The following is a 22,427-nucleotide window of genomic DNA, read 5'->3' on the forward strand; positions in this document are numbered from 1 at the left end:
TGTGCTCCCTATTTCTTATGCCGGATACGCGGGTTAACGATGCCGTATAACAAGTCAACTATCAGGTTAACCAAGATGATCATGATCGCCACCAGTAATACGCCTCCCTGCACCACCGGATAATCCCGGCGTTGAAGGGCATCGATAAGCCAGCGTCCAAGCCCCGGCCAAGAGAAAATAGTTTCAGTCAAGATAGCCCCCGCCAGCATCATGCCCACCTGCAAGCCGATAACGGTGACAACCGGCAGCAATGCATTGCGAAGCCCATGGACCACAATCACACGAATACGACTCAAACCTTTAGCGCGTGCAGTACGGATATAATCTTCACCTAGTACTTCCAACATAGAAGATCGGGTCATACGGACAATCACCGCCAGTGGAATCGTCCCCAAGACAACGGCAGGCAAAATGATATGCATCACCGCATCTTTAAAATCACCGGTTTCACCCCAGAATAGTGTGTCGATTAGCATAAAACCCGTTAGCGGATAGCTGTCATCAAGGAAAACACTGTCGCTTATCCGACCAGATACCGGTGTCAGATCCAACTGAACAGAAACCAGCATGATCAACATGATCCCCCACCAAAAGATCGGCATGGAGTATCCGGTTAGGGAAAGTCCTATCGCAGTATGATCAAAAACAGAACCACGCTTTACTGCCGCCAAGACACCAACGGGAATACCCACAGAAATAGCGAACAGCATGGCGCATATCCCCAGTTCAAGCGTTGCCTGGAAACGGGGAACAAACTCTTCCCACACCGAGATACGACTTTTCATGGAGATACCAAGATCACCATGTAACATATTACTTACATAATGAAAGTATTGCTGCCAAAGTGGTTTATCCAACCCCATTTCGGCCATTAGCTGGGCATAACGCTCAGCCGATATTCCACGTTCCCCGGCCATAATGGTCACCGGATCGCCGGGGATCATATGGACAAAAGCAAAAGTCAGTAAAGTAATGCCAATAAACGTTGGGATTACCAACCCCAGACGTCGGAGTATGAACTGCAACATATCCCGAACTCTCTTTTTTTAAATGCCGGTTACAGCTCTCAGGCCGTTTGGCTTGATAAGGGGGAGGACTTTCCCCCTTTGGCTCACAATTTAATCAACACCTTAAGTCAGAACAGGATTATTCGAGAGACACGTTGCTGAAAATATGTCTGCCTAGAGGATCAACGACGTAACCTTTGACCTCTTTACGGATCGGTTCATATACCGTGGAATGAGCCACAATCAGGGCCGGAACCTGCTCATGCATCACAGCTTGAGCCTGTTTATAAAGCTCAACACGTTTAGCATGCTCAGAAACGATTCGGGCTGGCTGTATGGCATCTTCAAACGGTTTGTAACACCATTTAGAGTAGTTGGAACCTTTATCTTTAGCTGCGCAGCTAAACAAAGTCGCGAAGAAGTTATCTGGATCACCATTGTCTCCCGTCCAACCCATCATGACAATTTGATGCTCGCCATCTTTAGCTCGCTTCAAATATTCGCCCCACTCATAGCTGACAATTTTGGCCTTAACACCAATTTTTCCCCAGTCAGCCTGGACCATTTCAGCCATACGACGGGCATTCGGGTTGTATGGACGCTGTACCGGCATTGCCCACAGATCAATGGTAAACCCACTTCCCATCCCTGCTTCTTTTAGGAGCTGTTTCGCTTTTTCTGGATCGTACTGATAATCTTTAAGATCATTGTCGTAACCCCACATGGTTGGTGGGATCAGATTTTTGGCTTTCTGACCAGCGCCCTGATAAACCGCTTCAACGATAGCGTCTTTATTGACTGCCATCGTCAACGCTTGACGAACTTTGACGTTATCCAATGGCTTTTTAATGACATTGAAAGCGACATAACCGACATTCAGACCCGGCTGTTCCAGCAAAACGATATCTTTATCCTGTTTCATGCGGGCAATATCCGCCGGATTTGGATATGGCATGATCTGACATTCGTTTTTCTGCAATTTTGCATAACGAACGGATGCATCAGGAGTAATAGAGAAAACTAGCCGGTCAATTTTGGCTTTATCTCCCCAGTATTCTTTGAAGGCTTTATACAGAATGCGAGAATCTTTCTGATATTGCACCAACTGGAACGGGCCTGTACCAATTGGATTCAGATCGACTTTCTCTGGCGTACCGGCTTTCATCATCTTATCTGCATATTCTGCTGACATAATAGAGGCGAAATCCATACCTAAATCAGCCAGGAATGGTGCTTCCGGGCGGCTCAGTTCAATCCGCACAGTATAATCATCTACTTTTTCAACCTTATTGATCATCTCACTCATACCCATGCCAATGAAATATTCATAGCTGCCGCCTGACACCTTGTGGTATGGGTGGTTTGCATCTTTTTGCCGCATGAAAGTGTAGATCACATCATCAGCATTAAATTCTCGGCTTGGTTTGAAGTCTTTGCTATCGTGCCACTTAACACCTTTGCGCAGATGAAAAATGTAAACTTTACCGTCATCGCTAATATCCCATTTTTCAGCCAGGCTCGGGATAATTTCAGTTGTACCTGTTTTGAACTCAACCAAACGGTTATACAGCGGTCTGGAGCTGGCATCATAAGTTGTGCCAGCGGTGAACAGTTGTGGATTAAAGCCTTCCGGTGAGCCTTCGGAACAGTAAACCAATGTTTTTGCCTGAACGCTGGCGGTGACTGCCAATGCAACTAAGCTGACCCCTAGCTTCAATAACTTCGCTTTTTTAGAGAAAGTTGTCATTTTCTTGCACTCCATTTGTGATGGTGTTGTGTACAGTCAGAATCTGCACTTTCTGTCAGAAACTGCGCTGTTTAGGTTTTGTTTATTATTTTCAGCTTATCAATTAAACAACTGTTGTCTCTTGCGTCAATAAGATCTCAACAGATGTCATAAACAACAGGAAAACACAAAGGAAACTAATAATTAACATAGTTAGCACAAAAATATGACAACGAGCACGTTTTATAGACAAAAAGACCATAAAAAGACCATGACTACAGGATTAATCACTATTAACCTGTGCGCAAAAATTGTGGTTGTTTGATTAATTAGTAAACGATTATTTCAGTGAAAAAGATGATAACTGGCATAAAATGCTGTGCGCCGAATAAAGTCGGCACCTGAAAAGTAAGTCAAATAAATATAACATTAATAATATAAATAAATACAAAAACCTGTTACTAGTTTATCTACTTTTCATCGCTTCTGGTTTCATTAATGATTAACTAGTAAATTAATGACCGTTGTCATTATCAGATCGCTATTAATACTATTTACCATCGCCTTACCATCGTCACACAGGATAGCGGCGAACTATTTTGTCTATTTATACCTCATTATACCCTTTTGTCTTTTTTATCTTGCTCACCCCAAGAATAATTAATAAAGAAACTATAACCGAAGCTGCAATCAAACTTTCAACAGAAAACGCTATGCGTGAATCAAGATATTGGAAAAGAATCGTAAATACAGGTATCAGTAAAAACAATAAAGAGACATGAAGGGGAGTAATGGCATTAATTGCCTTCAGTACGAGATAGATTGGAAGTAAGTGACCGACAGCAACAAGAATCAACATCGGAAGAATCAGATCAATATTCAAACTAAGAGAAACATCGGATAGTGAAATATAACAAAATGAAAGTATCACCATTAAAATACTTCTAACAGACAATATCTCATATGTTTGCCATTTTTCCTTGAATAATTTCTTAGAAGAAATAGTGTATAATACCGTTCCTACAGCACCAATTATCACACTAACAATACCAATAATCCTATCCTGAGATGAGGTTGATGATAATCCACTATTTCCTAAAAATGCATTCACTAGCATCACACCTACCCCAATGAGAACTAACCAAGATATGACAACTTCTAATTCTTCTGTTTTTGCCTCGTCTTTATCGATAAAAGATGAAAGGAGGATTGTTATCGCAGGGCCACAAGCCACTGAAGCAACACCTACTATTGCAGGCTCAAGAAAACGCAGCGCAATGATTAATCCTCCCCAATTTAATAGAATTGAAATATTAACAATTAACACCAATAAGGTGTTCTTGCGGACTTTCACAATTAATTGATCAATCCCTTTGAAAATACTTATCATCATAAATAATAAAGTAGATGATATAAAGCAATAAAAGATAACAATAGCTGAATTTATCGATTGAGTTAAATACGCAACAAACACATCAAATGCTGCACTGATGAGGCAAAAAATAACCCCATATATTACGCCATTATATGAAGACATATATCACCTATTATTCTATACCCGTCATCTTTCAAGTTGCCTCTTTGTTGGCTGCACTCTCTCACCCCGGTCACATAGTTATCTATGCTCCCGGGGATTCGTTCCCTTGCCGTCGCGATGCATCTTGAAATCCATAGGGTATATATACAAAAATATCCTATCCTTATGTCTACTTATAGAATTTTGATATTCACACTTCGAAAATACTCGATTACCGTTTATTTTAAACTTATTAATTTCGAGTAAAACTGTGCTGCCTATGTCATTTAATTTCACATTTACATTCCATTTGATGTTCATAGAAGATAATATTCATACACCATTATTATGTTTTTTCAAACAAGTCATTTAATGAATGAGAGATATTCCTCAGATAAACAAACCAAGTCTTATTTATCATAAAATTAATGTTATAAAGATAACATTAAATACCATTGATAGTAATTAAATGTTATTTTTACACCATGTCATCATTAGTATATACGTAACTTTTATACAGGAATTATTGGCACAAAAGATTCAACAAACCTCAAGTTAAATAGCGGAATTTGTATATGTTTTTTTAATTATTTTTTCTTTAACTATTGAATTTATCTACCAAAGCGGATAATTTTACGGGCGAATCATATCGACGTAAAGTTAAAAATACAGCATTAAACGTTGTTGTCCGAACAACCTTCTTATTAAAAAATGCAGTCTTGTCCTCAAGGGTGACAATGCATTTTTATATCCGATTTTCTTCTCACTTTTTCAACAGCAGACTGAATTGGTAAAGACTCATTTAACATCAATTCGTTTATCGGCTCGAAATGTGATTTATCTAACTCTGACTTTCGATAGTTTTTGACATTTTTACGAGATTAAGTTAGATCAAATTTATGTATACCCTATGGATTTCAAGATGCATCGCGACGGCAAGGGAACGAATCCCCGGGAGCATAGATAACTATGTGACCGGGGTGAGTGAGTGCAGCCAACAAAGAGGCAGCGTGAAAGACGACGGGTATATAAATATTTCAATGGAGATGTAATAAGTCTATATAAAAATTAAACAATTTATACCAAGATTATGTAGGATTACATTAAAAAATGGAAAGTCAATGGAAATGTTATCTACTGAAAAAAAATATTTAAAAGAAACGAACAATCAAATATTACCAGTCCATTCAACATTGCTACACGAGAATTCACCATCATTTACTGTCCAAGGTGAAACCTCTCGTTGTGACCAAATTATTCAAAAAGGTGATCACGCGCTAATAGGGATAAGCCCCTTTAACTCACGTTTTTCAAAGGACTATGTAGTGGACCTTATTCAGTGGTCAAGTTATTATTTCCGACAAGTTGACATATTGTTACCTTGTGAACGTGAAGCTTCACGCCTTTTAGTTGCTAGTGGAGCTGAGAATGCTAAGGCTATCAAGAAAACACAGCGCGAAATTAGACGTCTTTTATGTAACCTTGATTATGCTATTTCCACAGCAATGTTAAAAAGTAAGCAAATCAGAGTTATTCAATTTTGTGACTTTGCACTAAACCATGACTACCAATCTCTTAAAACACAAGTTGAAAACGCGTTTAATGAATCAGAATCTTTTAAAAAAATCTGCCTTAATATGGCCTTTCAAGCCATAAAAGGGAGACTAAAAGGTACCGGGCAATACTTTGGTCCAATTGACCTACAATTAGTATATAAAGCGTTACCATATATTTTCGCTGAAATTCCCTTTTACCTCGATACCCCTCGATTACTTGGGGTAAAGTATTCTACGTTACTTTATCACCGTCCTTGGCCAATCGGAAAAGGGTTGTTTAACGGCCGTTATCCTATACAAGTAGGAGATAGACAAAGTTACGGAATCGTCACTCAACCATAAAATACAAACAGTCTGATGAAATAGTAATTGTATTTAAAGTTAATAAGCTCTTAGTACCCAATATCTTTAGAAAGGAAGCAAAATAATGGCTAAATTAAGTTCTTTTAGTATTCACGATCCTAAATTCATAAAAAATCCTTATGATTTTTACGACATCTTGCATAAACAAGATTTAGTTTATTTTGAACAATCCCAAAACAGCTATTTTATTGGCAAATATGAGGATGTTGACGCTATTTTAAAATCCTCAATTTTCAATACTCAGCCATTAACCGCACTTGCCGAACCGGTTATGGGGGATCGCGTTCTTGCTCAAATGGAAGGTGAAGAGCATGCGTGTAAACGAAAACTCATAATGCAAGGACTTTCAAGAGATTATTTTAATCGCTACTACGAACCCATGATTCGAAAGATTACTGAAGATCTCTTACAACCTTATATGGAAAAAGGAAATATAGATATTGTTAATGACTTTGGCCGCGATTATGCCGTATTAGTAACATTAGGTATTCTCGGACTGCCAAGTGATAACTATCGTGATATAGCTGAATGGCACAAGGGTATCGCCAGTTTTATTACCCAGTTTGACCAAACAGAACCAGAAAAAATGCACAGTCTTGAATGTAGTCAGAAATTAATTCGCTTACTAAAGCCTATAATAGATCAGAGACGGTGTAATCCCAGTGAGGATATTATATCTATATTTTGTCAAGATACAGCGATGTCCATGAGTGAAATTACAGCACTGTGTTTAAACATTCTATTAGCTGCTATAGAACCTGCTGACAAGATATTAGCAATGATGCTTAATCACTTAATATCTAATCCAAGTATGTTTGATGCAGTGCTCAAAGATCGCAGTCTGGTTCGAGATGCATTTGAAGAAACTTTACGTCTGACATCACCGGTACAGCTAATTCCAAGAGAAGCGGGTGAAGACGTCACTATTTCTGGTATCGATATACCTAAAGGCGCTGTAATATTTTGTATGATTGGCGCAGCTAATCGCGATCCATCGGTTTTTCACAAACCAAATGAATTTGATCTATATCGAAGAAAAAATACAACTTCTCAACAGAAAGCAAATCGAAAAAGACATTTAGCTTTTGGTGCAGGTACTCATGCCTGTGCTGCGGCTGCATTTTCACTTAATCAGTTGGAAGTTGCATCCAATATTATTTTGGATCGCCTGCCCAATTTACGTTTTGCTAGTAACGATCATTATCAAGAAACAGGCGTGTATACACGAGGATCCGCTAAACTCCTTTTGAGTTTTGATCCAATAGCATCGTCTGCTATCAAGGAATAGTCGCCTTTATCTGAAAATCACTATGGAAGCGATGGAATATAAGGGATGCCAGAAGTGAGTATCCCTTGAAACAATCAGGAAATATCTACATTTTATTATCGAAAAGAGGTGACTCATGATGATAAGTAAAGTCAATAATAAAGTAAATTAAACGGGCTACCTGATACATTGACACCTTGATGTTCAAGGTATACGATGCCGTTATGAACAAGCCAAAGAAAACACTTAACACAGTTGGACGAGCAACAGTGGACTACACTGATCGAATGTATTGGAATGGCATCATTAAGATGAGCTTATCCAAATTTTTCATTCTCAGTGTTCTACAACAACGGCCTATGCATGGTTACGAAATTGCCCGAGAGGTTGAACATTCTACCCAAGGGTGTTGTTCACCTACCGAAGGTACAATTTATCCGGTGCTGCGTGAATTTGAGCAGGGGGAGTATGTAACGGTACACAATGAAACCGTTGCAGGCCGTGGACGCAAAGTATACACATTAACAGATAAAGGGCGGACAGCTTTTACTGTCGCTGTAGAAGCTTGGATGGAAGTCGCCGCACATATCAATCGTCAGCAATGACGATTTTTTTTGACTTAATACATTGGACATCTATGCATTGATCAGGAATATGAGGAATCTATTGTCAATCTGGCGCCAAATTACCGAAACGTAATATCAGCCTATTAATGATTTAATTTGGAGGAAATAAATATGAACGAACAATCGATTAAACAGCGAATCAAAGACATACAACACTATTATGGCAAAACCCTGTCTAGTAGAGAGGAGCTTGCTGTAAATGTATGCACAGTGGACAGCACCACTTCAGACCGAATCAAAGAAATTCTTAAGCTTATTCATCCTGATGTACAGAGGCGTTTTTATGGTTGTGGTACGCCTTTTCCTCCCTTGCTAGAAGGAACGACAGTATTAGACTTGGGATGTGGGAGTGGGCGTGATTGTTTTATTCTGTCTCATCTCGTAGGTACTGAGGGTAAAGTTGTTGGTATTGACGCAACGGCAGAACAAATCGAATTTGCCCAACGTTTTGTGGATTATCATCGTCAAATCTTTAACTATTCATCCACCAATGTGCATTTTCAGCAAGGCTATATCGAGTCACTAGAACAACTTAATTTACCACCTGAAAGTATAGACGTTATCGTTTCAAACTGTGTCATCAATCTATCTGTATCTAAAGCAAGTGTGTTGGCTGGTATGGCCCGTTTACTCAAATCGGGTGGTGAAATCTATTTTTCTGACATTTTTTTAGATAGAAGACTGGACCAATCACTGAAAAATGACCAACAGATGGTTTGTGAGTGTATCGGTGACGCATTGTACTTTGAAGATTTCATACGGCTAGCAAGAACAGCCGGTTTTAATGATGTTCGTGTCATTAATAGCAGTTTGAAATCCATCAACAATAAGGAGATTGAGGCAAAACTAGGCGGCGCAAAACTGTATTCAATGACGCTGAGGCTGTTCAAATTAGATTTAGAAGACCGTTGTGAGGATTATGGTCAAGTTGCCATTTACAAAGGCAATTTACCCGATGCACCGGATCAGTTTGTGCTTGATCGAGAACATATTTTTGAGACAGGCAGAGCAGTCCCTGTATGCCGCAATACCGCCGATATGATCACCAAAAGTCGTTACCATACATTATTTGATTTAATAGGTGATGGGAAAAAACATTATGGCCTTTTCAACGGTGGAAGGGCGAAGCATTTTGATGCTGATAGCAAAGTTATGCAAGTTTATGCACCAAGTGGCTGTGGTTGTTAGAGTAAATGCTTCCAAATAGCAAAAAGCCTTACAGCAATCACTGTAAGGCTTCTCTATTTCTTTAAGTCTGCGGCTTATTTGACAGCCCCGAACTCTAAATTGGTCGGCGAGAGAGGATTCGAACCTCCGACCCACTGGTCCCAAACCAGTTGCGCTACCAAGCTGCGCTACTCGCCGAAAACGAGGCGAATCTTACTGCGCTCGCTACAGGCCGTCAATACCTTTTTGATAACCAGAGATTAGTTGCTGATAAAAACAACTGAACCTCAGTTATGTCGCACTTTCTCACGGATTTCACAGAAATACGTCATTAGGTAAAAAATAATGTTGTAGCTAAATCTGGACTTTCTTTTTTCTAACTAAGAGCCTATCTCAATAGGCGTAATTGTTGCAGGCAGTTTGAACACGGACAGCGCGGAAAAACCGGAGCGTACACGTAGTACGTGAGGATTTTGAGCACTGCCCAGGTTCAAAATGGCAAATAAAATAGCCCTATTGAAATAGGCAGTAAGTTATTTTAACCTGCTACCCAGTGCCCCTAGAAAGGTTTATTCATCAAATAGGTCAGAATGTCTTCCTGTTTGTTCATATCTTTGCCACGTTTTTGTGCGGATTTCACATCACGCTTAAATTGACTTGAATATCTTGGCTAACGTATCAGATACCAAGCTGATCGAATAAATCGTCAGCATCCTTTGCTTGATGAATGTCTTCACCACGATCACTCTTAGCCAAAGTTTCGGCAGTCAATTTATTAGGTACTCTCATTTCAAACGGTAATGCTTTTTCCTTCGCAACTTTAGTCAAGGTGATACGCACAAGATCAGATATGGTTAACCCCATACCAGCCAAAACTTCGGTAGCTTCTGCTTTTAATGTCTCATCGATTCTTGCCCGAACAAATGCATTTGCAGCCATAAATCCCCCTTTTAATTTATAAATAAAATGTAGCTCGAATGAGCCACAAAATCAAGGTTAGAGGTATTAAGTTCCGGCTATCGCATTTCACAACAGCCGGAATTGACTATTTCAGGTCACTATTGCAGTAACGAAATATCCGCAACTTTCAGGAACAGGTCCCGCAATTCACTTAACAAAGTTAAGCGATTCACGCGCACCTGCTGGTCTTCATCCATTACCATTACATTGTCGAAGAAAGCATCGACAACTTCACGCAGAGAAGCCAATTCAATCAGAGCTTCCTGATAGTGCCCTTCGGCAAACAAAGGCGCCAGCTTATCCTGTAAAACTATCAGATGCGTTGCCAGTTTCACCTCTTCTGGCGCTTTCAACGTAGAAACATCTACTTTCTCGTTCAATGTCTCTTCAGACTTAGCCAGAATGTTAGAAACGCGCTTATTCGCCGCGGCCAACGCTGCGGCTTCATCCAATGTACGGAAATGAGTGACCGCTTTAACACGGGCATCGAAATCAGCGGGTTGCGTTGGACGACGCGCCAATACAGCCTGAATGGTATCAATGCTGTAACCCTGCTCCTGATACCATGCACGGAAACGGCCAAGCATAAACTCAACCACGTCATCAGTGACTTTGGCATTCGTCAGCTTGTCGCCATACAGACGAACCGCTTCTTCTGTCAATGCCTGTAAATCCAATGGCAATTTTTTCTCAACGATAATACGCAAAGCCCCCAGCGCAGCACGACGCAGTGCAAACGGATCTTTATCGCCTTTCGGATGCTGACCAATGCCAAAAATACCCGCCAGAGTATCCATTTTGTCTGCAAGGGCTAATGCACAGGAAACACCCGTAGAAGGCAGCTCATCACCGGCAAAACGCGGTTGATACTGCTCATTCAGCGCCAGAGCGATATCTTCCGCTTCACCGTCATGACGAGCGTAATGCATTCCCATCACACCCTGAGTATCGGTGAACTCGAACACCATATTGGTCATCAGGTCACATTTGGACAACAGACCCGCACGGGTGGCGTGATTAACATCAGCGCCAATCTTCTCTGCAATCCAACCAGCCAAAGCCTGAATACGATCCGTCTTATCGCGCAATGTACCAAGCTGTTTCTGGAACAGAACGGTTTCCAAACGAGGCAAGTTGTCTTCCAGACGCTGTTTACGATCCGTCTTAAAGAAGAATTCCGCATCAGCCAAACGAGGACGAACCACTTTTTCGTTACCAGAAATGATTTGTTGCGGATCAGAAGATTCAATGTTGGCAACAAAGATAAAGTTCGCCATCAACTTGCCCGCATTGTCGTAAACCGGGAAGTATTTCTGATCACCTTTCATGGTGTAAACCAGTGCTTCTGCTGGTACTTCGAGGAATTTCTCTTCAAATTTCGCTGTCAGCACAACCGGCCATTCAACCAGTGAAGTAACTTCTTCCAACAAACTGTCACTAATATCCGCAATGCCACCCAGTTTAACCGCCGCTTGTTCGACATCCTGTTTGATGAGCGCCTTACGGGTTTCATAATCCGCGATCACTTTACCGCGTTGCTGCAAAATTGCCGGATACTGTTCCGCATTGTCAATCGTGAATTCAGGCTCACCCATAAAACGATGGCCACGAATGACACGCGCGGATTTAATACCCAGAATTTCGCCTTCAATCAGTTCATCACCAAACAACATGGTAACGGTATGCACCGGGCGAACAAACTGCGTCTCTTTATCGCTCCAACGCATCAGTTTAGGAATTGGCAACTTACTCAGCGCGTGATTGACCATACCCGACAATAGCTCTGTTGCACGGCGGCCTTTTACCAGCGCACGATACAGTAACCATTCGCCTTTATCTGTCACTAAACGTTCAGCCTGAGAGGCCGTGATACCACAACCACGGGCCCAACCTTCAGCTGCTTTTGTCGGTTTACCTTCCGCATCAAATGCCTGAGCAATCGCCGGGCCACGTTTTTCCACTTCACGGTCAGCCTGCGCTTCATCCAGATTGGCTACTTTCAGCGCCAGACGGCGCGGCGCGGCAAACCAGCTCACTTCACCATGAGCCAAATTAGCGTTATCCAGTTCTGCCGCAAAATTAGCCGCAAATGCTTCAGCCAGTGAACGAAGAGCCTTCGGCGGCAACTCTTCTGTGCCGATTTCCACCAGGAAAGTCTGTTGAGTCATGACAGCCTCTTAGTTCTGATTCTTTTTACACATAGGGAAACCCAGTGCCTCGCGGGAGGCATAATAAGCTTCTGCAACAGCTTTGGTCAGGGTGCGGATACGCAGGATATAACGCTGACGTTCAGTCACCGAGATAGCTTTACGGGCATCCAATAAGTTGAATGTATGACCCGCTTTGAGAATACGTTCATAAGCCGGCAGAGGCAGCGGCGTTTCCAGCGCCAGCAGCTCCTGAGCTTCTTTTTCATATTGCTCAAAGCAGCTAAACAGGAAATCAACGTCCGCATACTCAAAGTTATAAGTAGATTGTTCCACTTCATTTTGATGATAAATATCACCATAAGTGGTTTTACCCAGCGGGCCATCGCACCAAACCAGATCATAAACACTGTCCACGCCCTGGATATACATTGCCAGACGCTCAAGACCGTAGGTAATCTCACCCGTAACAGGTTTACACTCAAGGCCACCTACTTGTTGGAAGTAAGTAAACTGAGTCACTTCCATGCCGTTAAGCCACACTTCCCAGCCCAATCCCCAAGCGCCTAACGTTGGGTTTTCCCAGTTATCTTCAACAAAACGGATATCATGAACCGTCGGGTCCAACCCCAATTCTTTCAGCGAACCCAGATATAATTCCTGAATATTGTCTGGTGACGGCTTAATAATGACCTGAAACTGATAGTAATGTTGTAAGCGATTCGGGTTTTCACCATAACGGCCATCTGTCGGACGACGGGAAGGTTGCACATAAGCCGCCGCAATTGGCTCCGGGCCAAGTGCACGCAGGCAAGTGATTGGATGAGAAGTGCCCGCGCCGACTTCCATGTCCAGTGGTTGGACAATGGTGCAGCCCTGGCGCGCCCAATAATCCTGTAAGGTCAGGATCAGCCCCTGAAAGGTCTTGGTATCAAACTTTTGCATGTTGGATCCGCACGCGATACATATGAATTTGAAAGGAAGTCGGTCAGTATACCCTTTGACCTTAAGATATACAGCCCTGAATTCGCTCTCAATTCCGCCCTGAAATAAAAAAATCTTAATCTGGCTATTTTGCTTGTATATATATACAGTTAAAGTACAGTCAATTATTAACCATCAACATCGGGAATAATCATCATGGAACTAACACGCTGTCATTGGGTGACCTCTGATCCTGAATATCTGGCTTACCATGACAATGAATGGGGAAAACCACAAGAAAATAGCCAGAAGCTGTTTGAAATGATTTGTCTGGAAGGCCAGCAATCCGGGCTATCATGGCTGACTATCCTGAAAAAACGTGAGGGCTATCGCCAATGTTTTCATCAGTTTGATCCGGTAAAAATTGCCGTCATGGATGAAAATGATGTGGCACGGCTGATGCTTGATCCTGCTATTGTCCGCAATCGCGCCAAAATTAACGCTATTATCAACAATGCGCGGGCATATCTTAAAATGCAACAACAGGGTGAAGAATTCAGCACCTTTATCTGGCGGTTTGTTGATAACAAACCGATTATTAATCAGTGGAAAACCATCACAGAGGTGCCGGTAAAAACAGATCTTTCAGATGAGTTATCACAAGCACTGAAAAAAAGAGGGTTCAAATTTATCGGCAGTACCACTTGCTATGCATTTATGCAGGCAACAGGCTTAGTCAATGACCATATAACTGACTGTTTATGTAGAAAATAAATTCAGTGAATTACAATAGCGCCAAGATTAACACCAATAATAAAACTGGATATTAACCAAACATTTAGCTCTTTATTTTAAATGTTAAATTAAATGCCATATTAAATAATTAGTAGTCATAATTTTCCAGATTGCACCTCGATAATGCGAAGGGTATGGTGTTATTTCTTCTAATTTAAATAACACACCGACAACGAACACGGCTATGATTTTTTCTCAATTCGGTAACAAGTTTACACAAGACGCAGGTATAACCCGCCTGATGAATGACCTTAATCAAGGGTTGCGGACACCTGGTGCAATTATGCTGGGCGGTGGTAATCCGGCACATATCCCGGAAATGGATGACTATTTTCAGCAATTACTGACTGAAATGGTCGCAAGCGGCCAACTCACGGAAACACTATGCAACTATGATGGCCCTCAGGGTAAAGATACGCTAATTCGAGCATTGGCAGAGATGCTGCGCGAAAAACTTGGCTGGGAAATTGGTACACAAAATATTGCCCTGACCAATGGCAGCCAGAGCGCATTTTTCTATCTGTTTAACCTGCTGGCCGGGCGCAGTGAAGATGGCTCCACCCGTAAGGTACTATTTCCACTGACACCGGAATATATTGGTTATTCTGACTCAGGGCTGGATGAAGGCTTATTTGTTGCCAATAAACCCAATATTGAATTATTGCCAGAAGGCCAATTCAAATACCGTGTTGATTTTGACCATCTCAATATTACCGAAGATATTGGCCTGATCTGTGTTTCTCGCCCAACCAACCCAACGGGTAACGTCATCACTGACGAAGAATTGCAACGGCTGGACTATCTGGCTCAACAACACCAGATTCCATTACTCATTGATAATGCTTATGGCGTACCATTCCCAGGTATTATTTTTAGCGAAGCTACACCATTGTGGAACCCTAATACTATTCTGTGCATGAGCCTATCCAAATTGGGGCTGCCCGGTTCACGCTGCGGAATCATTATCGCTAACGATAAAATCATCAATGCCGTCAGTAACATGAATGGTATCATCAGCCTTGCGCCGGGCGGTGTCGGCCCCGCAATGGCATTGGAAATGATCCGTCGCAATGACCTGCTTCGTTTGTCACAGGAAATTATCCGCCCGTTCTATCAACAACGGGTTCAAGACGTGATTCAGATTATCCGTCGTTATCTGCCGGCGGAACTTTGCCTTATCCATAAACCAGAAGGTGCCATTTTTTTGTGGCTGTGGTTTAAAAATCTGCCGATAACCACAGAAACGCTTTATCAAAGACTGAAAAAACGTGGTGTGTTAATGGTTCCAGGTCACTATTTCTTCCCCGGACTGGAACAAGACTGGCCGCATGCTCATGAATGCATGCGTATGAATTATGTTCCTGATCCGGAAAGTATTGCAAAAGGGATTGCGATTTTGGCAGAAGAAATTGAGCAGGCACATCAGCAAGCAGCCTGAAATCAATGTATACCCTATGGATTTCAAGTTAATTAAAACACAGAAAAAAATCCTGTTACATAAAAAATTCACGACTTTTTGATATCAGTGCTATGGTCAATGTTGCACGACGTGATTATAGTGATTGATGTCAAAGCTCTTCATTAAGAGATTTGGGAAAATAAAAATCACCCAACAAACTTATGCAAGAGCAAACTATTTCAGCGGCTTAGCCATACGAGATCAATAGAACCGATGAAGAGTAATAAATTAATTCTATTTTGCGTCACATTAGGATGGTTGTTAATCAGCGGGTGTACCAGCATCATGACACATTCAGGGCCTAGCCGCGGTTATTATCCCGGAGCTAAAGCTAACATTGAAATGTTAAAAGACAAAGATACGGGTTGGGTAATGAAACCATTACTCGCGATTGATCTGCCTTTTTCTGCGCTATTAGATACTCTCTTATTACCTTATGACTATATAAAATCTGACGAAGATCAATCAACAAGTTCACCAAAAGAGCGAATTGAAAAAATAGAAAAAGCACAACGTCAAACCAAAACCAATTAATTGATAATCCGTTCCGGTTTATTTATTGCCACCAGCGGAGAGTGAACTGACGGCAAATATATTTATTTCAATCCGGTTTCCACCAGGAAAATTTGCATATAACCATCGACTTCACGCATAAATGCAATATGATGACTATCCGGTGAAATCACCACCGCTTCCGCAGCAGGCGCTTTTTCTGTACGCTTTGTCAAACGCCGCATTTGGCTATTTCGCACATCGCACAGCATCACACTGTTATCACAAATAAAAGCAACAAACTGACCGCTACTTTCCCAACTAAAAGCAGATTGGATGCCACAGTAACTCTGAGTTATTTGACGTAGCTCGCCACCATTTGGCGATATTGTCCACAATTGCACAATACCATTATCGTCTTTCATTAGAAAACCAATCTGTTCACCATTCGGTGAAGCACGCAACCAGTGACGCGGGTTATTCACGACTCCCGGCCAGCGTTTGTGGCTGGTCAATGTCAAACGACGCTGCATTACACTGGCAGGCGGCGCAGGTAACGTTGTTTCCGTACCTTGCAGCGGTTTTTCCCCTGCTACCGCATAATCAGCATCCTGTTCAGGTAAATCAACGATATAGACTTCCGGTACTTTTTCCCCTATTGCAGAAATAGTATCGCCAATAAATGCCAATGCCCAACGCTGCCAATTACCATCCGCTTTACGATATCCTGCTTGACCTACCCAACACTCTTCATAGGCGCGGTTAATATCATCACTGCCCGGCTCCGGCTGAAAAGTAGTAGTACTAACCACAACGGAGAAATAGCTACCATCATATTCACGGGGATGGTGTTTAGGTGGTTCAACTGGCTTGAGGGACACAGCCACGGCGATATTGCGCAAATCCAGCGCTGGATCAAGCTTATGCATAACATGGTCGTTATAAGTAAAACTCAGGCGGCTACCATCCGGGCTGAATACATGAACGTGACTGCCTCCGCGCAACGCTCCCGGGGTATAAGGGGCAGTAATATCCATTGCATCCAGCGTAACCGCTTTTCCCGGAGAATCCTCACTGACAATGACGCCCCGACGGTGATGAAAGTCATAGTGCCATTGCTCATCTGGGCATTCTGGCCCATGAATAAACGCATATCGGACAGGTTCTGTTGGGCTGACTGTCACCACGCCAACATGAGCGCCCTCCTTTGCCTGATAGATAATTTCTGTTTTTCCACTCTGTACATGAATTTTTTCTATCGTTAAACCAGTAAAAGAAGCACCATGAGGACGCACATCATAAACTAACCACTGGCTGTCTGGTGTCCAGACATTAATATTAGTAAGCTGGTGGCTACGGTTATCTAACGTGATTTGCCGTTCCTGAAAGGCCATTTTATTATCCTTGCATCAGGTTTTTTCGGATTAATAATATTAATCCGAAATGGATGGAACTAAAAAATTTCAGTCGAGACTTTACCACTTCGACATTACTCTTACTTTTTTATGCTACGTACATTTCATTTCTATGTTACTAAGTGTTCTTTATATCATTGGTATTACAGCTGAAGCGATGACCGGGGCTTTAGCTGCGGGCCGCCGTAAAATGGATATGTTCGGCGTGATTATTATTGCTTCCGTAACGGCGATTGGCGGTGGCTCCGTTCGAGATATACTACTAGGGCATTATCCCCTCGGTTGGGTTAAGCATCCTGAATATATCGTCACCGTTGCCTGTGCCGCCGTAATCACCACTTGGGTTGCGCCGATGATGAAACATTTGCGCCGCCTGTTTCTGATCCTTGATGCCATTGGCTTGATTGTCTTCTCCATTCTTGGCGCACAGATTGCGCTGGAGATGAACCATGGCCCTATCATTGCTTCCATTGCGGCGGTTATTACCGGTGTTTTCGGTGGTGTGTTACGCGATATGTTGTGTAACACCATTCCGTTGGTTTTCCAGAAAGAGATCTATGCAGGTGTCTCCTTTACCGCCGCCTGGTTATATATTGGCTTACAGCACACATCGTTACCGCAAAACGGCATTGTTCTGATTACCCTGATCGCCGGTCTGACAGCAAGATTGGTTGCTATTCGCTACCGTCTTGGATTACCGGTCTTTAATTACGAACACTCCGATCACTGAGCCATATCAGCGGGGTTAACTACGGCCCCGTTTTCCCGGTCAAAACCCGTTATCCCTGCCACTGACAGTTTTTCCGCGATTGCTTTAATCTGCTTGTCATTGACAAAATCAGACAACTTTTTCAACTGCCCGACAGTAAGCTGTTGTTTTAATTTTGCCGCGGCTAATTTCTGCTCCAGTTGCTGCCAGTGATAAACATTATCAGACAGCTTATCCATATAAGGCACTCCAATCCCTTTCATCCAGTAGGAAAAAGGCTGATTTTTTGCCTTGCTGAATTGCGAATAAATAGCCTGTGCCCGTTTATCTCCGATTCCTGGTAAGGCCGCAATTTGTTGAGCTGAAAGCGCTAACCAACCGGTTAAATCAGTGACTAACTTCCGTTCGGTCAACATTACCCAACTACCGCTACTGACACCTGTCATTTGCAGATTTTCACCAAGCCATTTCAATCGTGCATTAAATTGTTGTTCACAACCCACCGTTAACGTCAAACAACTTAGTGCATGATAATGCTGCTTATCCGGTGGCTGAATATCCTGACGCTCTTTGATCCGCCATACCACCTGAGCTAATTTCGGGATACCATGGCCTGCCAATGTCAGCGTCACCTGATCCCCCGGTAATACATCCAACTGCCGCCAACGACGAACAGAACCAATATTGACTCTGCTTATCTGCCGATCATCCAGTTTCACCTTATCCAGCCCAAGAACCACTGAGATTTTGCCCGTTCTGCCAATAGTAAAATTAACTTCCCTGACTTGTGTAACCTGATGGCGTAAAGGGTGTTTCCATGCCACAGCCCAACTGTTAGATCCAGACCGCCACTGGTTTCCTTTAGGTTCAATTTCCTGTTTCAGCACGATACCGTCTGTAGCAAAAGGCATGGGTTGTTCAAAATAGTACATCCGCAGTTTCTGCACCTGCTCTGGTTCCTCTATTTTATGACTGTAGCGAAGCGCCAATGGAAACCCCATATCTGCCAGTTTGCGCAATTTACTTTCCATCTCCGCAGGGCCATCCGGCCAGCTCCAGATAAACAAACCTATTTGTTTTAATTCTGACGAATGGTCCTTACGCATCATCAAACCCGCAACCCGATTACGAGCGCCATCACTCCCCAATAATTGCTGTCTATGCTCCTCTTTATGCAGAAAGAGTTCTCCTTGCAATACCAAATCAGGTGGAGCATTTTCTATATTCTGCGGAATATCGGGAATATATCGACTTTTTGCTGTCCAATTTACCCCTTCGGCACCATTGCCCCGGCTGATTAATGAAACAAGTTTCCCGTTCTGATAAACCAATGTTACCGCTACACCATCAATCTTTGGCTGTAACCAGACAGGTAATCTACCGTGCAACCATCGGTTAATTTCCTGCTTGTCTTTCAGTTTACTTAATCCGGTATGAGCAACCGGATGAACAAGCTTATTATCAGGAAAAACTTCCACAGGAAAATCTGAATGGGGTGCTTGTTTCAGACAGAATTGCCAATGAGTCAGCTCCGACATTAATTGATCATAAACCTCATCATCGATCTCGCTGATCCCTTTCTGACGATAGAGCTGATCCCAGTGCGCCATCTGTTGCATCAAGCTGTTAGTTTCACGTTGTAATTTGTCCTGCGACCATTCGGGGCAATTCTTTTCTGTATTCGAAACAAAAATTTCAGCCGCAACTATCGGTGAACTGAAAACAATGAACAGAATTAATATCAATAAATTAAGCATCCGTTGCTCCTTGGCTATCCATGCATAACAACAAAATAGAGGATAAAGAGATGCTGTCCAAGGCAGAGATAATAACTTTGCGAAGCGCTTCGAAGAATAACTGCCTGAAATCCCAAGGTAGCGGGCTTTTTCATACACTACACAAAGCGGATATTTATGGTGAAAGCCTAAATCATTTAACTATTTATTGCATTTTAATTAATAATTAAATGCATATGTTACTCTGAATACTCGCATATAAATAACCAAGAAGACGTTTATGGTCACAGGAACAATTGATGACTCCACACCAAATTGACCGGAACGTGTGGAAGCACTGAAACGAGCACATGAAGCTGCTCTCTATGATGCATGGTTCCGTAAGCAAGTTCAGTCAGCTATCGATGATCCCCAATCCAGCGTTCCTCATGAGGAAGTTAAAACACGGTTTGCAGCCAAAAAAGCCGCCCTACTTAAGGGGATATAATAGAGTTGGAATGGAAGCCAACGGCTCTGACTGATCGTGAGGCTATTACGATTTTTTTAATTTCTGAGCAGAAATGATTTCGTTACTGACTGCACGCCTAAACCATTCAGGTAAATAACTGGAAATTGCTTCACTCTGTCGCGGTCCCGAGCCAACAATAGCTGCCTGCGCTTATTGCTGTTATCAAAAATCCAGACCCTATCTGATATATTCATAGCCAGCGGTAGGTTAATTATAGAACGATCATAGCGCCTGAATATATCGACAACTGGCACATTATGCCCTCCCGCTCTTACACGAAGCGCCACTCGTGCGGCAGACAAACCCACATCATGGACACCGACGAAAATAAAATTAACCTTGTAACCGGCACTAACAGCCTGCTCCATCAGCTTAATTTCGCCTTTACCCGTGAGAGTCGTCTCAACAGCAAACGAGCGGCATTCTTGGAGAAAAACCGCTCGTTGTTTGATAGCTAACCGACCCGCTTCCGCATTTTTCAGTGATGGATTATGCGGACTGAGTTCTCGTGCTATATCATCGGGATTTACTACAGGAACCTTGCCAGTTAGATGACGTCGAACCAGTGTCGACTTGCCCGCTCCATTCGGTCCCGCAATAACCCATAGCTGAGGCCGATGCGTCACTCTTCCAAAACCTCAACTACCTGCTCGGTACCACTCATAAAACTAACCAGTTCCCTACGGCCACCTGGATATTCCTTAATAACCATCCCTGCTGGAGTGTCAAACTCCGCATAATAAATTGGTTCACCAGCATTGAGGTGAGCACGCGCCTCTGAACCATCGTCATTTGCCAGTTGAGCATCAAAGATAGCCATAAAAGCGCGCTCTTGCGCCGGTGACATTTTTGCTAAATTTTGCAATTCAAGCCTCATCGCTGTAACCCCTGTAATTTGCACCACAAACTTATGACAGATATACCCGTTATCCTTCAAGTTGCCTCTTTGTTGGCTGCACTCACTCACCCCGGTCACATAGTTTGCTATGCTCCCGGGGATTCGCTCCCTTGCCGTCGCGATGCATCTTGAAATCCATAGGGTATAAAACTAACTAATGAATATTAAGGTAACAACTGTCGATAAATCACACACCATAGTATGCAGTGTAAATTCCATTCATACTCCGAACAACCCTTATCAATAAATTAAGCATCCGTTGCTCCTTGGCTATCCATGCATAACAACAAAATAGAGGATAAAGAGATGCTGTCCAAGGCAGAAATAATAACTTTGCGAAGCGGTTCGAAGAATAACTGCCTGAAATCCCAAGGTAGCGGGCTTTTTCATACACTACACAAAGCGGATATTTATGGTGAAAGCCTGATGTATTTAATATTTGATTCAGGGCTGCCATCAACGATTCCCGCCCCAGAGGTTCTCATCGAAGACAGAGGTTTAATAACCGATAAACTTATCACATACGATAAGTTCAAGGGTCGATATTAAATATGCCACCCAAAATTCAGGCTCGTATCCTAAAAAGGATCTTGGTCTCGCTTATAAACGAATGAAAGAGGTTCTAAAATGAGCAACTTAAAATCCCTAAAATCCAAAGCATTAGCTAACTCAGATGTAAAAGCTGAGTATGATGCGCTAGAGACAGAATTCGAGCTAATTAATACTTTATTACGCATGCGGCATGCTGCTGGTCTAACGCAAAACCAAGTTGCACAGCGTATGGGAACAAAAGAGGCGAATATTTCCAAGCTTGAAAAAGGAAACGGAAACCCAACACTTAAGACACTATTGAACTACGCCAGAGCTTGCAATTGTGAATTACATTTTGGCTTCAAAACAACTTAATCCAAACGATATAGAAAAGTACCTTCGGGTGTGCTTCATCAGCTTACTTTCTCCTTTACCGATGAGGATCGTCTCAACAGCACAAATGAGCATCAATTTGCCCGCTCCATTCGGTTTTGCAATGATTATCAGTTAGCCTGGGAGAAACCTCGCCATTCGAACTAAAGCACACGGTGAATACGATTAGTTAATCTATTAAGTATTAATTTGTTATTGTGAACCATTAACCAAGGCTGAGCCATAATACCTC

Annotated in this window: 21 protein-coding genes and 1 tRNA gene; 11 read left to right on the forward strand and 11 right to left on the reverse strand. The window is 42.4% G+C overall.

What is annotated here, in order from left to right; genetic code table 11:
• Positions 1 to 8: 8 nt before the first annotated feature.
• The 3 genes from dppB to AAC155_RS04160 all read right to left on the reverse strand — a co-directional run bounded on the left by dppB (position 9) and on the right by AAC155_RS04160 (position 4,270).
• A complete protein-coding gene (gene dppB / locus AAC155_RS04150) occupies positions 9 to 1,028 on the reverse strand; it encodes a dipeptide ABC transporter permease DppB (protein WP_113041153.1) in 1,020 nt (339 codons plus the stop codon).
• Positions 1,029 to 1,146: 118 nt separating this feature from the next.
• Positions 1,147 to 2,754 carry a dipeptide ABC transporter periplasmic-binding protein DppA gene (gene dppA / locus AAC155_RS04155; RefSeq protein WP_113041154.1) on the reverse strand — a complete coding sequence of 536 codons (1,608 nt, stop codon included), beginning with the start codon at positions 2,752 to 2,754 and terminating at the stop codon, positions 1,147 to 1,149.
• A gap of 586 nt (positions 2,755 to 3,340) precedes the next feature.
• Positions 3,341 to 4,270, reverse strand: coding sequence for an EamA family transporter (locus tag AAC155_RS04160; protein WP_113041155.1), 930 nt, complete (start codon positions 4,268 to 4,270; stop codon positions 3,341 to 3,343).
• 878 nt (positions 4,271 to 5,148) lie between these two features.
• Between AAC155_RS04160 and AAC155_RS04165 the strand changes: the two genes are divergently transcribed.
• The 5 genes from AAC155_RS04165 (at position 5,149) to AAC155_RS04185 (ending at position 9,249) form a co-directional block, all read left to right on the forward strand.
• Positions 5,149 to 5,301 carry a hypothetical protein gene (locus AAC155_RS04165; protein WP_158536483.1) on the forward strand — a complete coding sequence of 51 codons (153 nt, stop codon included), beginning with the start codon at positions 5,149 to 5,151 and terminating at the stop codon, positions 5,299 to 5,301.
• 69 nt (positions 5,302 to 5,370) lie between these two features.
• A complete protein-coding gene (locus AAC155_RS04170) occupies positions 5,371 to 6,147 on the forward strand; it encodes a tRNA-dependent cyclodipeptide synthase (protein ID WP_229015589.1) in 777 nt (258 codons plus the stop codon).
• 85 nt (positions 6,148 to 6,232) lie between these two features.
• Entirely contained in the window at positions 6,233 to 7,456 is a 1,224-nt protein-coding gene (locus tag AAC155_RS04175) for a cytochrome P450, cyclodipeptide synthase-associated (RefSeq protein WP_113041156.1), read from the forward strand.
• 203 nt (positions 7,457 to 7,659) lie between these two features.
• On the forward strand, positions 7,660 to 8,040 hold the full coding sequence (locus AAC155_RS04180) for a PadR family transcriptional regulator (RefSeq protein WP_046974781.1): 381 nt from the start codon (positions 7,660 to 7,662) through the stop codon (positions 8,038 to 8,040).
• A gap of 132 nt (positions 8,041 to 8,172) precedes the next feature.
• Positions 8,173 to 9,249, forward strand: a complete 1,077-nt coding sequence (locus AAC155_RS04185; RefSeq protein ID WP_223121375.1) for a methyltransferase domain-containing protein — start codon at positions 8,173 to 8,175, stop codon at positions 9,247 to 9,249.
• Between the two features lie 100 nt (positions 9,250 to 9,349).
• On the opposite strand, the gene AAC155_RS04190 is transcribed toward AAC155_RS04185, so the two are convergent.
• The 4 genes from AAC155_RS04190 to glyQ form a co-directional block, all read right to left on the reverse strand.
• Positions 9,350 to 9,426, reverse strand: a tRNA-Pro gene (locus AAC155_RS04190).
• Positions 9,427 to 9,906: 480 nt separating this feature from the next.
• Entirely contained in the window at positions 9,907 to 10,167 is a 261-nt protein-coding gene (locus AAC155_RS04195) for a type II toxin-antitoxin system RelB/DinJ family antitoxin (protein WP_021325378.1), read from the reverse strand.
• A 119-nt stretch (positions 10,168 to 10,286) separates the two neighbouring features.
• Positions 10,287 to 12,356 carry a glycine--tRNA ligase subunit beta gene (gene glyS, locus AAC155_RS04200; RefSeq protein ID WP_113041158.1) on the reverse strand — a complete coding sequence of 690 codons (2,070 nt, stop codon included), beginning with the start codon at positions 12,354 to 12,356 and terminating at the stop codon, positions 10,287 to 10,289.
• Between the two features lie 9 nt (positions 12,357 to 12,365).
• Entirely contained in the window at positions 12,366 to 13,280 is a 915-nt protein-coding gene (gene glyQ, locus AAC155_RS04205) for a glycine--tRNA ligase subunit alpha (protein WP_113041159.1), read from the reverse strand.
• A gap of 195 nt (positions 13,281 to 13,475) precedes the next feature.
• Here glyQ and AAC155_RS04210 point away from each other — a divergent pair, with 195 nt between their 5' ends.
• The 3 genes from AAC155_RS04210 to AAC155_RS04220 all read left to right on the forward strand — a co-directional run bounded on the left by AAC155_RS04210 (position 13,476) and on the right by AAC155_RS04220 (position 16,047).
• Positions 13,476 to 14,033 (forward strand): DNA-3-methyladenine glycosylase I, encoded by a 558-nt coding sequence (locus AAC155_RS04210; RefSeq protein ID WP_113041160.1) that lies wholly within the window; start codon positions 13,476 to 13,478, stop codon positions 14,031 to 14,033.
• Between the two features lie 205 nt (positions 14,034 to 14,238).
• The gene (locus AAC155_RS04215; RefSeq protein WP_113041161.1) at positions 14,239 to 15,492 is read left to right on the forward strand and encodes a valine--pyruvate transaminase; all 1,254 of its coding nucleotides are present in this window, start codon (positions 14,239 to 14,241) and stop codon (positions 15,490 to 15,492) included.
• Positions 15,493 to 15,726: 234 nt separating this feature from the next.
• The gene (locus AAC155_RS04220; protein WP_112878610.1) at positions 15,727 to 16,047 is read left to right on the forward strand and encodes a YceK/YidQ family lipoprotein; all 321 of its coding nucleotides are present in this window, start codon (positions 15,727 to 15,729) and stop codon (positions 16,045 to 16,047) included.
• A gap of 62 nt (positions 16,048 to 16,109) precedes the next feature.
• Here the strand turns inward: AAC155_RS04220 and AAC155_RS04225 are convergent, their stop codons facing one another.
• On the reverse strand, positions 16,110 to 17,399 hold the full coding sequence (locus AAC155_RS04225) for a DUF3748 domain-containing protein (protein ID WP_113041162.1): 1,290 nt from the start codon (positions 17,397 to 17,399) through the stop codon (positions 16,110 to 16,112).
• A gap of 133 nt (positions 17,400 to 17,532) precedes the next feature.
• Between AAC155_RS04225 and AAC155_RS04230 the strand changes: the two genes are divergently transcribed.
• Positions 17,533 to 18,150, forward strand: coding sequence for a trimeric intracellular cation channel family protein (locus AAC155_RS04230; protein ID WP_113041163.1), 618 nt, complete (start codon positions 17,533 to 17,535; stop codon positions 18,148 to 18,150).
• Here the strand turns inward: AAC155_RS04230 and ligB are convergent.
• Positions 18,144 to 19,886: an NAD-dependent DNA ligase LigB gene (ligB, locus tag AAC155_RS04235; RefSeq protein WP_113041164.1), complete on the reverse strand. Its 1,743-nt coding sequence runs from the start codon at positions 19,884 to 19,886 to the stop codon at positions 18,144 to 18,146. The two genes, AAC155_RS04230 and ligB, sit on opposite strands and share 7 nt — an antisense overlap.
• A gap of 307 nt (positions 19,887 to 20,193) precedes the next feature.
• Here ligB and AAC155_RS04240 point away from each other — a divergent pair, with 307 nt between their 5' ends.
• Positions 20,194 to 20,352 carry an antitoxin PaaA2 family protein gene (locus tag AAC155_RS04240; RefSeq protein ID WP_158536484.1) on the forward strand — a complete coding sequence of 53 codons (159 nt, stop codon included), beginning with the start codon at positions 20,194 to 20,196 and terminating at the stop codon, positions 20,350 to 20,352.
• A 56-nt stretch (positions 20,353 to 20,408) separates the two neighbouring features.
• Here AAC155_RS04240 and AAC155_RS04245 read toward each other — a convergent pair whose 3' ends face one another.
• A complete protein-coding gene (locus AAC155_RS04245; RefSeq protein ID WP_229015588.1) occupies positions 20,409 to 20,999 on the reverse strand; it encodes an AAA family ATPase in 591 nt (196 codons plus the stop codon).
• Positions 20,996 to 21,349: a hypothetical protein gene (locus AAC155_RS04250; RefSeq protein WP_229015587.1), complete on the reverse strand. Its 354-nt coding sequence runs from the start codon at positions 21,347 to 21,349 to the stop codon at positions 20,996 to 20,998. Before AAC155_RS04250 ends, AAC155_RS04245 begins: the two co-directional genes overlap by 4 nt.
• A 549-nt stretch (positions 21,350 to 21,898) precedes the next feature.
• Between AAC155_RS04250 and AAC155_RS04260 the strand changes: the two genes are divergently transcribed.
• The gene (locus AAC155_RS04260) at positions 21,899 to 22,177 is read left to right on the forward strand and encodes a helix-turn-helix domain-containing protein (protein WP_046974769.1); all 279 of its coding nucleotides are present in this window, start codon (positions 21,899 to 21,901) and stop codon (positions 22,175 to 22,177) included.
• The last annotated feature ends 250 nt before the right edge of the window (positions 22,178 to 22,427 follow it).

Source organism: Photorhabdus sp. HUG-39 (genome assembly GCF_963878365.1).
GTDB classification, from domain to species: domain Bacteria; phylum Pseudomonadota; class Gammaproteobacteria; order Enterobacterales; family Enterobacteriaceae; genus Photorhabdus; species Photorhabdus kayaii.